This window comes from Segniliparus sp., assembly GCF_051660745.1.
Lineage (GTDB): Bacteria > Actinomycetota > Actinomycetes > Mycobacteriales > Mycobacteriaceae > Segniliparus.
Genome location: NZ_JBOFQF010000033.1, coordinates 55,223 through 69,811 on the forward strand (window position 1 = coordinate 55,223; position 14,589 = coordinate 69,811).

Here is a 14,589-nt window from a genome sequence, read left to right on the forward strand (position 1 = left end):
AAGAGCATGAAGCAACGGGAACTGTCTGACAAGGAGCTCTTGCACGAGCTGTACGAGACGGCAGAGGAGAACGTGCACCGGCACTTGGCCATGACCAAGGACTGGAACCCGCACGACTACATCCCGTGGAGCGAGGGCAAGAACTTCAAGCTGCTCAGCGGCGAGGACTGGGAGGTCGGCCAGTCCAAGCTGGACGAGCCCGCGCGCGTCGCGATGCTGACCAACCTCGTCACCGAGGACAACCTCCCCGCGTACCACCGCGACATCGCGGACGCGTTCTCGCAGGACAGCGCCTGGGGCACGTGGGTCGGCCGGTGGACCGCCGAGGAGAACCGGCACTCCATCGCGATCCGCGACTACCTGCTCACCACCCGCGCCGTCGACCCGATCGAGCTGGAGCAGGCCCGCGTCGCGAGCACCGTCGCCGGGTTCAACCCGCCGATGGCCGCGCAGGACCTGTTGCACACTGTCTCGTACGTGACCTTCCAGGAGCTCGCTACCCGCGTCTCGCACCGCAACACCGGCAAGGCCTGCAAAGAGCCGATCGCGGACAAGCTGCTCCAGCGCATCTCCGCCGACGAGAACCTGCACATGATCTTCTACCGCAACCTGGTCGAGCAGGCGCTGCAGGTCGCCCCGAACCAGACGATGAAGGCCATCACGGACATCCTCACCATGTTCCAGATGCCGGGCGCGGGCATGAAGAACTTCCGCCGCAACGCCGTCATCATCGCCAAGAGCGGGATCTACGACCTCAAGCTGCACTTGGAGGACGTGGTGCTGCCGGTGCTGCGGCAGTGGCGGATCTTCGAGCGCGACGACTTCAGCGGCTACGGCGAGTGGGAGCGCGACCGCCTCGCGGAGTACATGCGGATGATGACCGACAAGCTCCAGCAGATCGACGAGAGCCGCGCGAAGCGCGCGGAGCGTCTTGCCGCGCGCGGCCGCGCCCCCGAGCCCGTCCTCACCTGAGCGGACTTCCCACGTCGGGAAGTTCCGTATCCTGGAACGATGACCGCTGTTCTGAACCCGCCCTCGGGCGCCCGTCCCGCGCAAGCGGGCGAAGCCCCCGGCGCGGCGCTGCGCATCGGGCCGTTCTCGCTCTCCTCGCCAGTGGTGCTCGCGCCGATGGCCGGGGTGACCAACCTCGCGTTCCGGACCGTGTGCCGGGAGCTCGAGGCCGAGCTGACCGGGCAGGCGCGAGGCCTCTACGTCAACGAGATGGTCATGGCGCGCTCGTTGACGAGCCGCAACCCCAAGGCGATGCGGATGATCGAGTTCGGCCCCGAGGAGCGGCCCCGCTCGATGCAGCTGTACACCGTCGACCCCGAGGCGGTCGGCGAGGCCGTCCGGATGATCGTCGCCGAAGACCTCGCCGACCATGTGGACTTGAACTTCGGCTGCCCGGTCCCGAAGGTCACCCGCAATGGCGGCGGCTCGGCCCTGCCGTACAAGCGGCGGCTGTTCGCGCGCATCGTCGAGGCGGCTGTGCAGGGCGCGGCGGGCGCGGTGCCGGTGACGGTGAAGTTCCGGATCGGCATCGACGACGAGCACCACACCTATCTGGACGCCGGGCGGATCGCCAGGGACAGCGGCGCCGTGGCGGTGGCGTTGCACGCGAGGACGGCCGCCCAGCTCTACTCGGGCACGGCGGACTGGTCGGCGATCGCGCGGCTGAAGGAGCATGTCACCGACATCCCCGTGCTCGGCAACGGGGATATCTTCGCGGCTGAGGACGCGGCGCGGATGATGGCGGAGACCGGCTGCGACGGCGTGGTCGTCGGGCGGGGCTGCCTTGGGCGGCCCTGGCTTTTCGCGGAGCTCGCGGCGGCGTTGTCGGGCGGGGCCATCCCCGCCCCGGCGCCCCCGAACCTCGGCGAAGTGGCCCGGATCGTCCTGCGGCACGCGCACTTGCTGGTGGAGCATGCGGGCAACCACGGGATCGCCGAGATGCGCAAGCATTTCGCCTGGTATCTGCGGGGCTTCTCGGTGGGGTCGCAGCTGCGCGGCAAGTTCTCCACAGTCAGCTCCCTCGCCGAAATCGAAGACCTGCTCGGCCAGCTACCGCCCGACGAGCCGTTCCCCGAGGAGGCGGAGGGCCCGAGGGGCCGAAAAGGGAACCCGCAGAAAAAGGTGGCGCTGCCGCAAGGATGGCTGGACGACCCGGAGGATTGCCCTGTCGAGCTTGTCGACATCGAGCATTCCGGCGGCTAGCCAGGGGCCGGTGGGACATTTGTCCACTACCGTGGTTTCGCGGGCTCCGGTATAATCTCGGTCGAGAACAGCCGTGGGGGGCAGCCCCGGTATTCCGGGCCGACTATGGGACAGAGCAGTCCTAGGGAAAGAACGCAGCAGTTGAGAATTCCTGACCTCTCCGACGAGACGACACGCCGTCGTCTCGCGACGAGGGCTGCGCGCGCCAATAGGATCGCCCTCCCCCAACGATTCGGCCCCGAGCTCGGCGGGGCCCCCGAGCGGACGCCTTTTTCCGTTCTGCGCCCGCTCAGCGGCAAAACACGACCGCCTGTGCCGAAGAAATCGGCGCGCGCGCGGTGGGAGGCGGGCTCCCGCCTCGTCGCCCGCGCCGCTGTGGTGCTCCTCGCGGTGTCGAGCCTCGCCGCCACGGGAGCTTTCTGGGGCGCGTTCCGGGGCATGTACCAATCGAAGGGCGTCATGGCCCTCTTCCCAGACGATCCGCACATCAAAGACCCAGACGCCCAAAAAGGCGACGAGAACTTCCTGCTCATCGGCGCGGACACCCGGCAGGGGGACAACGGCAACCTCGGGGCGGGGGACGCGGGCGACGTCGAGGGCTCGCGCTCGGACACCATCATCCTGGTGAACATCCCGGCGAGCCGCGCGCGGGTGGTCGCCGTCTCCTTCCCCCGCGATCTGCAGATCGACCGCCCGGAATGCGCGAAATGGGACTCGGTCACCGGCCAGTACCTGAAGGAGAAACAACCCGCCGAGACGCACGCGAAGATCAACAGCGCGTACATGTACGGCGGGCCGCAATGCTTGGTCCAGGTGGTCCAGAAGCTTTCGGGCCTGAAGATCAACCACTTCATCGGGGAGGACTTCGAGGGCTTCGCGGGGATGGTGGACGCGATCGGCGGCGTCGAGGTCTGCTCGACGAAGCCGCTCTACGACGACGAGCTCGGCACGGTCCTCGACAAGGCGGGCAAGCAGACGCTCGACGGCGAGCACGCGTTGCAGTACGTCCGGGCGCGGCAGATCGAGGCCGAGGGCACGGGGGACTACGGGCGGATCAAGCGCCAGCAGAAGTTCATCTCCTCGCTGCTGCGCAGCATGCTCAGCCAGAAGGTCGTCGCCGACCCGGCCAAGCTCCACGACCTGATCAAGGCGTTCACGTCGCGCGCGGTCCAGTCCGGGGTGGACGTGGACGCCCTGGTCACGCTCGCGAAGTCGATGCAGAACCTCCAGAGCAACAAGGTCACTTTCATCACGATCCCGACCACAGGCACTTCGGAGGACGGCAAGAACAACGAGGTGCCCAACGACGACGGCGTCCGGGCGATCTTCGACGCCGTCATCTACGACAAGCCGCTGCCGGGGGAGAACGGCCCGGCCTCGTCCTCCACATCGGTCGCAACGCCGTGGACGGTGGACGCCACGACCAAAAAGACCACGACCACGACGTCCAGCACGCCGGAGCCCGCTCCGCCGCCCGAGACGCAGCCCGCCGAGGGCGCGAAAGCGGTGAGCGTGAAAGAGTTCACCGTCCAGGTCGTCGCGCCGAGCTCGACGATTCTCTACAAAGTGACCCAGGCGCTCTCGAAACAGGGTTTCAAGATCGATATGACGTCGAGCGGGGTGGCCCATTCGGACACCGTCGCCACCGTCGCCCGGTTCTCCCCCGCGAGCCGCGACGCGGCCGCGACCGTGGCCTCGGCGATGCCGGGCACGATCATCGAGCTGGGGTCGACCCCGAACGCGGACGTCGAGCTGGTGATCGGGGCGAACGGCGACCTCCCCGCCGTCGTCGCGCCCGCGAAGCCAGGGGCGCCCGTCAACACCAGCGAGGTCAAGGCGGTCGACGGCGCGGTCCGGCTCCCGGAGAACCTGACCGTGACCAACGCGGGCGACACCACCTGTTAGTTGTTCCTGGGGTCCGCGCGGCGATCTCCTGCGTTGTCCCCCCAAGCGGGAGGCGCCCCACCGCTTCCCGCGCACATCCGCCGTTCCTCGCTCTTGCTTGTGCGCCACGCGGCCTGCCGCCGTGCGATCCATCCATCTGGATCGGCGGGGGCTGAGGGCTGCGGCCACCTCGGCGGGGGCTCTGCCCGGGAATTCATGGCGAGTTCACCAGGGCACAGGAGTTTGTCGGGTTTTCGGGGCGTATTGTGGAGTAATGCGGGCGGTTTTCCACGAGCAGCTGAGCGACCTGACAGGTCAGCTCGGTTTGACGTGCGGGTTGACCGGGGAGGCAATGCGCCAGGCCACACAGGCGCTGCTTTCCGCGGACCTCGTCCTCGCCGAGACTGCGATCAGCAAGGACGACGAGATCTCGGCCCTGTCGAAAGACAGCGAAGAGCGCGCGTTCTCCCTGCTCGCGGCGGGTCCGGCCGAGGAGGACCTGCGGGCGGTGGTCGGCCAGATGCAGGTCGTCGTCGATCTGCGCAGGATGGGCGCCCTGGCCAGGCATGTCGGGAACGTCGCGCGCCGCCGCCATCCGATGCACGCGGTGCCGGTGGAGGTCCACCGGCAGTTCGCGCAGATGGGCGAGATCGCCGTCGCGCTCTCGGCCGCCGCGCGCCAGGCGTTGATCACGCAGAACCCGGTCGCGGCAGCGAAGCTCCAGGCCGAGGACGACGCCATGGACGCGTTGCACCAGCAGCTCTTCTCGCTGCTCCTCGGCTCGGAATGGCAGCACGGCGTCGGGCCTGCGGTGGACGTGGCGCTGCTCGGCAGGTACTACGAGCGTTTCGCCGACCACGCGGTGCAGATCGGCAGGCGGGTGCGGTTCGCCGCGACCGGCGTCATCCTGTCGCAAACCGGCTAGCGCGGGCCAGACCGTCCGACGGTCTGCAATGATGGTCGCGATGAACAGTCCAACCCCGTCGAAGCCGAACTCGTCGCCCCCCTCCCCGAAAACCGTCCCGTCCGTCCGTGAGCACCACGGCGACGCGGTGGCCGACGAATTCGCCTGGCTGGGCGACGAGGAAGACCCGGACACGATCGCCTACCTCGAGGCGCAGAACGCGCACACCGAGGCGCTGACCGAGCATCTCGGGCCGCTGCGCCAGCAGATCTTCGACGAGATCAAGTCGCGGACGCTGGAGACGGACATGTCCGTCGCGAGCCGGGTCGGGGACTGGTGGTATTTCACCCGCACCGCCGAGGGCAAGCAGTACGGCTCGCAGTGCCGGGCCCCGATCGGCGGCCCGGACGACTGGACGCCGCCGCAGGTCGCGCCGGGGGAGGCGCTGGCGGGAGAGGAGACGCTGCTCGACGGGAACGAGCGCGCGGAAGGCCACGAGTTCTACTCCCTCGGCGCGTACGAGGTGAGCCACGACGGGCGGCTGCTCGCGTTCTCCGAGGATGTGAAGGGCGACGAGCGCTACGACCTGCGGGTGAAAGACCTGGAGACCGGCGAGCTGCTGCCCGACGAGCTCGCGGGCATAGCGCCCGGCGCGGTCTGGTCGCTGGACGGGCAGCACCTCTTCTACCAGCGGGTGGACGAGGCGTGGCGGCCCGACTCGGTCTGGCGCCACCGTTTGGGCGAGGATCCCGCGAGCGACGTGCGCGTCTACCACGAGCCGGACGAGCGGTACTGGGTCGGCGTCGGCTCCTCGCGCAGCGAGCGCTGGCTCTTCGTCGCCTCCTCCTCGAAGGCGACGAGCGAGGTCTGGGCGCTCGACTCCGCGGACCCGACGGGGGAGTTCCGCCTCGTCTCGGCCCGCCGCGAGGGCTTGGAGTACGAGGTGGAGCACGCCGTCGTGGACGGTGCGGACGTGTTCGTGATCCTGCACAACGACGAGGCGGAGAATTTCGCGCTCGCGCAGGCGCCCGCAGACGACCCCGCCCGATGGGGCAGGGAGCACTGGACGTCGGTGCTGGAGCACGATCCGGCGGTGCGCATCGAGGGCGTGGACGCGTTCGAGGGCTATCTGGCGCTGTCCTACCGGCGCGAGGGCCTGCCGAAGTTCGCCGTGTGGCGGCTGGACCCCGAGGACGGCGCCCCGCCGCTCGGCTCGTTCTCGGTCGGGAAGTTCGAAGAGGTCGAGTTCGAGGAGGAGCTCGTCGCGGCGGGCCTGGGGGGGAACCCGGAATGGGCCTCGCCGAGGCTGCGGTTCGGGCGCAGCTCGTTCACCACGCCCGCGCAGGTCTTCGACCTCGACGTGCCGACCGGCGAGCGGGTCCTGCTCAAGACGCAGCCGGTGCTCGGCGACTTCGACCCCGACCGCTACGAGGCCCGCCGGTTGTGGGCCACAGCGCAGGACGGCGCCAAGGTGCCGATCTCCGTGGTGCGCAAGAAGGGCGTCGAGAGGCCCGCGCCGACCCTGCTGTACGGGTACGGCGCGTACGAGTCGAGCATCGACCCCGGGTTCTCCGTCGCGAGGCTCTCGCTGCTGGACAGGGGCGTCGTCTTCGCCGTCGCGCATGTGCGCGGCGGCGGCGAGCTGGGCCGCCACTGGTACGAGCAGGGCAGGTTCACCGCGAAGCCGAACACGTTCACCGACTTCGTCGCGTGCGCGAAGGCGCTGGTCGACCATGGCGAGGCCGTTCCAGAGGGGCTGGTCGCCGAGGGCGGCAGCGCGGGCGGCTGGCTGGTGGGGGCGGTGGCGAACCTGGCGCCCGAGCTGTTCGCGGGCGTCATCGCCGTGGTGCCCTTCGTCGACCCGCTCAACACGATCCTCGACCCCAGCCTGCCGTTGACGGTGACCGAGTGGGAGGAATGGGGCAACCCGATCGAGGACAAAGCGGTCTACGACTACATGAAGGCCTACTCCCCGTACGAGAACGTCGAGGCCAAGGCGTACCCGAAGATCCTTGCGATCTGCTCGCTCAACGACACCAGGGTGCGCTTCGCCGAGCCCGCGAAATGGGTCGCGCGGTTGCAGCGGTCCACGACGTCGGGCGAGCCGGTGCTGCTCAAGACCGAGATGAACGCCGGGCACGGCGGGCGCTCGGGCCGGTACGAGCGGTGGAAGGAAGCGGCCTTCGAGGAGGCGTGGATTTTGGACGTGCTCCGGAGGCCTCTTCACGAAAGCGGCCCAACGCTTCCGACCCGAGGAGGCGTTGGTTCGTGAAGGGTCTCCCGGAAGACGGGCGTGAACCGCGTGGCCGAGCGGTTAGAGTGGGACGTATGAGCAACCAGGACGACTCCTGGCTCGTCATCCCGGTGTACAACGAAGGCTCCGTCATCCGGGACGTGGTGGACCAGGCGCTCGCGGTCTTCCCGAACATCGTCTGTGTGGACGACGGGAGCCGGGACGACACCGCCGAGCAGATCCTGCTGACCGGCGCGCACCTCGTCCGCCACCCGGTGAACCTCGGCCAGGGCGCGGCCATCCAGACCGGAGTGGAGTACGCCAGGGCCCGGCCCGGCGCGGAATACTTCGTGACGTTCGACGCGGACGGCCAGCACCGCACCGACGACGCGGCGCGGATGGTCCAGCGCCTCCGCGCCGAGCCGGTGGACCTCGTGATCGGCAGCCGCTTCTTGGCCGACGAGTCGAAGAAGCGGGTCCCGCTCGCCAAACGCCTCCTGCTCCCGGTGATCGCGGCGCTCAGCCCCGAGGGCCGCAGGCTCAAGCTCACCGACGCGCACAACGGCCTTCGGGCGTTCGGCCGCGTCGTCGCGGAGCAGCTCGACATCCTCCAGAACGGCATGGGCCACGCCTCGGAGTTCATCAAACTCGCCGTCGACCACCGGTGGCGGGTGGTCGAGGAGCCAGTCGTCATCCTCTACACGGACTACTCGAAAGCGAAAGGCCAATCCCTGCTCAACGGGGTGAACATCGTGATCGACAACGCGCTTCGGCCTGCGAGGGGGAGATGATGGGCGAGGTTGTCACGCAGTTGCCGATCAAACTCGTGCTGCTCGCCGCGGGCGGGGTGATCACCTTCTACCTCGCGAAGGCGCGCGGCACGGCACGGGCCTCCGCCACGGTGAAACTGCTGTTCCTCGGCTTCCTCGTGTTCGGCGCGTGGGCCGTGCTGCGGCCCGACGACGTGTCCGCCCTGGCCCGGCTGCTCGGCGTCGGCGCGGGGATGAACCTCCTGCTCTACGCGCTCGTGGTGGCGTTCGCCTTCACCACGGTGTCGACGTATCTGAGGTTCAAAGAGCTCGAGGGCCGCTATGTCTCGCTCGCGCGGGTGATCGCGTTGTCCGGGGCCCGCGCCCCGCAGGCACGCGGGTCAGAGCCAGGGCACTCGGCTGAAGCCGGTAAGATCAGCGGGTTGGCAGACCGGCGGCCAGGCTCCGGCCAAGAGAACGGCGGCGAGTGAACGGTGCTGATAAAAAATACGGTGCTGATAAAAGACATGGACGAACGAGAGAACCCCACCGCATGACCCAGACGCAGCCCGGAAAGGCTTCGACCCTCCTTCCCCTGGCGCTCATCGCTTTGGGCGCGGCGCTCCTCGCCATCGCGGTCCTCGTCCCGTGCTACGCCGAGGACGAATTGGTCAAGGCCTCCTTGTCCGACCGGATCACGTTGGTCTCCCCGGCGCAGAGCACCGGGCAAGACGCCCCCGGCATCGACCAGGAGTTCCCCGCGCAGGTGATCGACCGCTGCTCGTTCGCCGAGGCCGCGCCGAAAGCCGCCGTCCTGCAGGCGAAGGCGACGATCCGGACCTATGTGACCGTCGAAGAGCCGTCCTCGTCCGACGCCGTCACCTACCAAGCCGGGACCAGCGTCCTGGTCTCCGAGATCAAGGCGCAGGGCGACGGGCAGCCGAAGACGTTGACCCCTGCCGCGCTGCCGCGCCCGGCCGCCGGGGCGCAGCCCCCGAAGGACCCGTGGTCCGACGGGCAGTGCGAGAACGGCCTCCTGCTCGCCACGGTCGACCGGGTGACCGTCGGCAGGCACAACGGGCTGCCGACCGCGAAAGGCCTCTCCGAGGTGCAGGTGGAGCCGGAGCAGCAGGCCCGTCTGCTGCCGAACCGGTCCGGCCAGCAGTACCGCTTCCCGTTCGACACGAGCAGCAAGGGCAAGTACGACTACTTCGACCTGATCACGGGCATGTCGTTCCCGGTGACGTACGTGGAGAGCACCGAGATCTCGGACATCAAGACGCTGCACTTCCACGTCGACGTCCCGGAGACGGACCTCGCGCTGGTGAGCATGCCCCCCGGCGTCGACGAGAAGACGTGGACGGCTCCGCCGGGCACCGCGCTGACCAAGCCGCTCGACTGGTGGAACGTCCCGAACACCAGCGGCAAGCAAGACCAGACGATGCACCGGTTCTACAAGAACGGCGTCGACCTGTACATCGACCCGGAGAGCGGCGTCATCGTGCGCGAGCGCCAAGACCTGCGCGAGTACTTCGCCGAGCCGGTTTCGGTCCGCGACGCGGCGAGCGTGGACCTCAAGTCGTTCGGCCTGACGATTTTCTCGGGCGTGTTCGACTACGACCCGCAGACCGTCGAGGCGACGGCCAAGCAGGCCAAGTCCTACCGCGACGATATCGCGCTGTTCGGCCAGACCATCCCGATCGCCTCGGCGGTGCTTGGCCTCGTCCTCCTCGCCGGTGGCGGCGTGATCTACTACCGCCTCACTCGCTAGCCAGGCGCAGGCAGCGGTCCCCGGCGTTGTCGTCGCCTCGCGTGCCCCGCCCGGGCCTCGCTGTTCGTACGCCACGGCGATGGCTGGCTCGCCCGCTTCGCAAGGGCGAGCGCTCCCAGCCTCCGGCGGCTCCTTGGATCCCGTCTGCCTGTGTCCCGGCTTGTCGGGCCGGGCTGGCCGTCGCGCTCTGGTCGCTGGCGCTCGGCCTGCTCACGCTCGGCCCGCTCTTGGGCGGGGGGCACTGGCTCTGGGCCGACGCGGTGAGCGTTCCACGCTCGTATCTCGTCGACCAGGCCCTCGGCCTCGCCGACGCGGCGCCTCGGGCGACTCCGCAGGACGCGATGCTCGCGGTGTTGTCGGGCCTGGTGGACGGCGGGCTCGTGGTCAAGGCGATCACGCTCCTCGCGCTCGTCGCGGCGGGGACGGGGGCGGCGCGCCTCGTGCGCGAATTCTTGCCGACGGCGGGGTTGCTCGGCCAGCTCGTCGCGGCAACGTTCGCGATCGACAACCTTTGGACGGCCGAGCGGTTGCTGCAGGGCCAGTGGAGCCTGCTCGTCGGGTACGGGGCGCTCGGGCACGTCGCCGTCGTCGCGGCCCGGCTGCGGGCGAAGACGACTTTTTCCGGCTGGGCGGAGCTCGGTTTCTGGCTCGCGGCGGGCGGGTTGGTCCCAACGGGGGCGTTGTTCGTCGCGGCGCTCGCCGGTCTTGTGCTCGCGTTGCCCGGCGGGGACCGGCGGGTGGCGAGGCTGGTCCTCTTCGCGGGCTTGGCGGTGGCCGCCGCCGCCCCCTGGGCGGGCGCCGGGCTGTTCGGGCTTTCGCGCGACCAGCTCGGCGACGGCGGGGCCGCCGGAGCAGAAGCGTTCGCGGCAAGGCCCGACCGCGCGGGATGGCTGGCGCTCGGCGGGATCTGGAACGCGCAATCGGTCCCCGGCTCGCAGCGGGGCGCGTTCGGGCTGTTCGCCGACCTGGCGCTGGTGGCGCTCGTGGCCGCCGGAGCCTACGTGCTCAGGGACAGGCTGCGCCAGGACCGGGTGCTTGCGGGCCTCTTCTTGTCCGGGCTCGTCGTCGTGGCGCTCGTCGGCCTCTCGTCGACCGGCGCGGCGCAGGAGGCGCTCAAAGCGGCGATGGCGAGGGCTCCGTCGCTCGGCATGCTGCGCGACGGGCAGAAATGGGCGGCGTTGGCCTGGCCCATGTATGCGCTCGGCCTTGCCGCTGTGGCGGCTGGGGTCCAGGCGGCGCCTCGCGGCGTTGTCAGGGCTTGGGCGCTTGTCCCAGTGGTGTTGCTGCTTGTTCCGGACGCGTTGTGGGGCGGGGGCGGGCGGCTCGGCACGGTGAGGCACCCACAGGCCTGGTTCGCCGTTCGGGACGCGGTCGCGGCGGACTCCGCCCACGGCGCCCTGCTCACGGTGCCGGTGGGCATCACTCGGCAGTACTCCTGGGCGGGGCGTCGGACCAGTATCGACCCGGCCCCCCGGCTGCTGCCTGTGCCGGTGGCGCAGAGCGGCGACCTCGTGGTCGACAAGATCACGGTGCCAGGGGAGGGGGCGCTTGCCCGGCGCGGGGCGGCGGATCTGCGGGCGGGGGCGGCTCCGGAGCGCTTCGCCGAGGACTCGATCGGCTGGGTGCTCGTGGAGCGAGACCAGATCGGCCTGTTGCCAGCGCAGGCGCAGGCCGCGCTCGACCGCTTCGAGCCGGTCTTCTCGAACCCTGGCTTCGCGCTGTACCGGAACCCGGCTGTGCCGTGGCCTGGCCCCGCGGTCCACGGGGCCAGGAGGCAGGTCGTGGTCCTCGCCCATCTCGGGTGGGCGGCATTGCTCGTCCTCGGCGGGGCGGGGGCGCTGTGGCGACGGCGTTCTCGTGACTACTGAAAACGGCCACGGCAAGGTACGCTTTGACAGCCGCCCGCTGGGCGGCTGGACCAAGCCACCCCGATGCGCTCGGCGAGCGCGCTCGCGCGAAGCGGAACTAAACCAGGCACTCCCTCGTTCTCATAGGAGGAGGGCTGTCGTGGACGACGCGTCTATCGATCGAACGGCCTGAACAGATAGGAATAACACGATGAAGATCACTGCGATCGCCCTGCCCCTCGCATGTGCCGGCATGTTCGGCTTCGCCGCGTACGCACAGGCACAGACCCCCGCCGAGCTCGGCGGGACGCATTTCAGCAAGAGCATCATGCTGCAAGACGACGATGACGACGTGACGGTCGACGAGGACGCGACCGACGACGAGGCTCCCACCCGGCCCGGCGGCAAGACCCACTTCAGCCGCAATAGCTTGAACGAGGACGACGAGGACTCGGCGGACGACAGCCCGGCCGACCAGGCTCCCACCCGGCCCGGCGGCAAGACCCACTACAGCCGCAACGGCGTGGAGCTCGACAACAGCGGCCACCCGGTCACGGGCCAAGGCCCGAACAAGGGCACCGAGCCCCTGAACGACACCCTCGACGCCGCTGGCGGCCAGCACCACCGCTGATCGCGACGCGCTCGTGGCGAGGGCCCGCCGAATCTGATTCGGTGGGCCCTTCTCGTGTTGCTGCCGCGTGCGGCGGACTGTCAGGCTCCCCTGGCAGGATGGAGCGATGACCCAGACTGCGAGGACGGCCCCGTCGGTGGACGGCTGCGCCGAGGCGGCGTTGCGCGAAGAGGCCCAGGCGGCGCTGCGGGCGCTGGTGGGCAGGGAAGACGCCGCGCTGCGCGAGGACCAATGGGCCGCGATCAAGGCGCTGGTCGAGGACCGCAGGCGGGCGTTGGTGGTGCAGCGCACCGGATGGGGCAAATCGGCGGTGTATTTCGTCGCGACGATGCTCCTGCGGGCGAGGGGCGCCGGGCCGACCGTCATCGTCTCGCCCCTTCTCGCGCTGATGCGCAACCAGATCGAAGCCGCCTCGAGAGCCGGGATCTCCGCGCTCACGGTGAACTCCACGAATGTGGACGAGTGGGGGCTGATCCACGCCCAAGTGCGCGCAGGCGCGGCGGATGTGCTGCTCGTCTCGCCGGAACGCCTGAACAACCCCGGTTTCCGGGACGAGGTGCTCCCCGCGCTCGCGGCGGACGCGGGACTGGTGGTGATCGACGAGGCGCATTGCATCTCCGATTGGGGCCATGATTTCCGGCCCGACTACCGGCGCATCCGGACCCTGCTCTCGGATCTCCCCGAAGGGGTTCCGGTGCTCGCCACCACCGCGACGGCGAACGCTCGGGTCACCGCCGACGTGGCCGAGCAGCTCCAGGGGGAGGACCGTGCGGACGTGCTTGTGCTGCGGGGCGCGTTGGACCGGGAGTCGTTGCACCTCGGCGTGCTCGCATTGCCGGACCACTCGGCGCGGCTGGCCTGGCTCGCGTCGCGGCTGGGCGCGTTCCCCGGATCAGGCATCGTCTACTGCCTCACGGTCGCGGCGACGGAGCAGATCGCCGACCATTTGCGCGAGGCCGGGTACGCGGTGGCGGCCTATTCGGGCCAGACCGATCCTGGCGAGCGCGAGACTATCGAGCAAGACCTGTTGGCGAACCGGGTCAAAGCGGTCGTCGCCACCTCCGCGCTGGGCATGGGGTTCGACAAGCCGGACCTCGGTTTCGTGGTCCATTTCGGGGCCCCGCAATCGCCGGTCGCGTACTACCAGCAGGTCGGTCGCGCGGGCCGAGGGGTCGACAAAGCTTCGGTGGTGCTCTTGCCCGGCTCCGAGGACAAGGACGTGTGGCGGTATTTCGGCTCGCTCGGATTCCCCCCGGAGAACGACGTGCGGACCGTGCTCGACGCGCTCGCCGGGACCGAGAAGCCGCTGTCCATCGGACAATTGGAGACAGCGGTCGGGCTGCGCCGGGGCCGTCTTGAGACCATGCTCAAGGTGCTCGACGTGGACGGGGCGGTGCGCAAGGTCCAAGGCGGTTGGGCGGGCACCGGTGCGGCGTGGCACTACGACCGCGAACGGTACGCCAGGGTCGCCCAGACACGCGAGTCGGAGCAGCGGCTCATGCTCGACTACCAGAGCACCAAACGGTGCCGGATGCGATTTCTGCGCGAAGCGTTGGACGACGAGACTGTTGCGGACTGCGGGCGGTGCGACAACTGCGGCGGCTTGGAGATCGAACCCGCCCCCTCGGCGGCGGAGATCGAAGCCGCCCGCGACCACCTGCGCCGTCCGGGGGCTCCGGTGGAGCCGCGAAAACAATGGGCGACGGGCGTGCCGGGGCTCAAGGGGCGCATACCGCCCGCCGAGCAGGCTGCGCCTGGCCGCGCGGTCGCGCGGTTGGACGGCGTGGGCTGGGGCCCGCAGCTGCGCGAGCTGTTCTCGGCGGAGCATCCGGACGGGGAGCTGCCGGTGCCGTTGCGCTACCCGGTGGCCGAAGTGCTCAAGAGCTGGTTGTCCGGGGCCGCGTCGGATTCTGTCGGGCCGGATTCCGTGGTGTACATCGGCTCGACGGCCCGTCCGCAGCTGGTCGCGCATCTCGCGGCAGGCGTGGGCAAAGTGCTCGGGATTCCTGTGGCGGGGCGCCTCGTCCCGCGCTCGCCCGCGAGCTCGCACGAGGTGAACTCCTCGTTCCGGCTGCGCGCCGTGGCACAGCGCTTCGAGCTGGAGCTCACCGGCGAGCTGGGCCGTCGAGTGCTCTTGGTGGACGATTGGTCGGATTCCGGCTGGACGCTCGCGGTCGCCGCGAGCCTGCTGCGGCGGGCAGGCGCGGCCGAGGTCGCCCCGTTTGTGCTCGCCGTTGGAGCGGTTTGACCTGCGGCCTGGTCATGAACGTGGCTGACTGCGAACGGTGCTGATCCCGAGACGGTGTTGATCCCGAGAAGAGTCAGGGCCCGACCAGATATCTGGTCGGGCCCTGAC

11 protein-coding genes are annotated in these 14,589 nt (G+C 69.6%); all 11 read left to right on the forward strand.

Annotated features, from left to right (window positions below):
* Positions 1–6 precede the first annotated feature (6 nt).
* The 11 genes from ACRC20_RS11240 (at position 7) to ACRC20_RS11290 (ending at position 14,481) form a co-directional block, all read left to right on the forward strand.
* Entirely contained in the window at positions 7–972 is a 966-nt protein-coding gene (locus ACRC20_RS11240) for an acyl-ACP desaturase (RefSeq protein WP_438686465.1), read from the forward strand.
* Between the two features lie 39 nt (positions 973–1,011).
* Positions 1,012–2,214 carry a tRNA dihydrouridine synthase DusB gene (gene dusB / locus ACRC20_RS11245; RefSeq protein WP_438686466.1) on the forward strand — a complete coding sequence of 401 codons (1,203 nt, stop codon included), beginning with the start codon at positions 1,012–1,014 and terminating at the stop codon, positions 2,212–2,214.
* 141 nt (positions 2,215–2,355) lie between these two features.
* Complete coding sequence (locus ACRC20_RS11250) at positions 2,356–4,119, forward strand: LCP family protein (protein ID WP_438686467.1); 1,764 nt, start codon at positions 2,356–2,358, stop codon at positions 4,117–4,119.
* 253 nt (positions 4,120–4,372) lie between these two features.
* Positions 4,373–5,023 (forward strand): phosphate signaling complex protein PhoU, encoded by a 651-nt coding sequence (phoU, locus tag ACRC20_RS11255; protein ID WP_438686468.1) that lies wholly within the window; start codon positions 4,373–4,375, stop codon positions 5,021–5,023.
* 28 nt (positions 5,024–5,051) lie between these two features.
* Positions 5,052–7,274, forward strand: a complete 2,223-nt coding sequence (locus ACRC20_RS11260; protein WP_438686469.1) for a S9 family peptidase — start codon at positions 5,052–5,054, stop codon at positions 7,272–7,274.
* A gap of 56 nt (positions 7,275–7,330) precedes the next feature.
* On the forward strand, positions 7,331–8,026 hold the full coding sequence (locus ACRC20_RS11265) for a glycosyltransferase family 2 protein (RefSeq protein ID WP_438686470.1): 696 nt from the start codon (positions 7,331–7,333) through the stop codon (positions 8,024–8,026).
* The gene (locus ACRC20_RS11270) at positions 8,026–8,475 is read left to right on the forward strand and encodes a DUF2304 domain-containing protein (RefSeq protein WP_438686471.1); all 450 of its coding nucleotides are present in this window, start codon (positions 8,026–8,028) and stop codon (positions 8,473–8,475) included. Before ACRC20_RS11265 ends, ACRC20_RS11270 begins: the two co-directional genes overlap by 1 nt.
* 62 nt (positions 8,476–8,537) lie before the next feature.
* Complete coding sequence (locus tag ACRC20_RS11275; RefSeq protein WP_438686472.1) at positions 8,538–9,755, forward strand: DUF3068 domain-containing protein; 1,218 nt, start codon at positions 8,538–8,540, stop codon at positions 9,753–9,755.
* Between the two features lie 41 nt (positions 9,756–9,796).
* A complete protein-coding gene (locus tag ACRC20_RS11280; protein WP_438686473.1) occupies positions 9,797–11,623 on the forward strand; it encodes a hypothetical protein in 1,827 nt (608 codons plus the stop codon).
* A gap of 190 nt (positions 11,624–11,813) precedes the next feature.
* Positions 11,814–12,233 carry a hypothetical protein gene (locus tag ACRC20_RS11285; RefSeq protein ID WP_438686474.1) on the forward strand — a complete coding sequence of 140 codons (420 nt, stop codon included), beginning with the start codon at positions 11,814–11,816 and terminating at the stop codon, positions 12,231–12,233.
* 106 nt (positions 12,234–12,339) lie between these two features.
* Positions 12,340–14,481: a RecQ family ATP-dependent DNA helicase gene (locus ACRC20_RS11290; RefSeq protein WP_438686475.1), complete on the forward strand. Its 2,142-nt coding sequence runs from the start codon at positions 12,340–12,342 to the stop codon at positions 14,479–14,481.
* The last annotated feature ends 108 nt before the right edge of the window (positions 14,482–14,589 follow it).

Coding starts and splice junctions, on each gene's coding strand:
- ACRC20_RS11290 (WP_438686475.1), top strand. CDS start 12,340: ATGACCCAGACTGCGAGGACGGCCCCGTCGGTGGACGGCTGCGCCGAG.
- ACRC20_RS11285 (WP_438686474.1), top strand. CDS start 11,814: ATGAAGATCACTGCGATCGCCCTGCCCCTCGCATGTGCCGGCATGTTC.
- ACRC20_RS11275 (WP_438686472.1), top strand. CDS start 8,538: ATGACCCAGACGCAGCCCGGAAAGGCTTCGACCCTCCTTCCCCTGGCG.
- ACRC20_RS11265 (WP_438686470.1), top strand. CDS start 7,331: ATGAGCAACCAGGACGACTCCTGGCTCGTCATCCCGGTGTACAACGAA.
- phoU (WP_438686468.1), top strand. CDS start 4,373: ATGCGGGCGGTTTTCCACGAGCAGCTGAGCGACCTGACAGGTCAGCTC.
- dusB (WP_438686466.1), top strand. CDS start 1,012: ATGACCGCTGTTCTGAACCCGCCCTCGGGCGCCCGTCCCGCGCAAGCG.
- ACRC20_RS11240 (WP_438686465.1), top strand. CDS start 7: ATGAAGCAACGGGAACTGTCTGACAAGGAGCTCTTGCACGAGCTGTAC.
- ACRC20_RS11260 (WP_438686469.1), top strand. CDS start 5,052: ATGATGGTCGCGATGAACAGTCCAACCCCGTCGAAGCCGAACTCGTCG.
- ACRC20_RS11270 (WP_438686471.1), top strand. CDS start 8,026: ATGGGCGAGGTTGTCACGCAGTTGCCGATCAAACTCGTGCTGCTCGCC.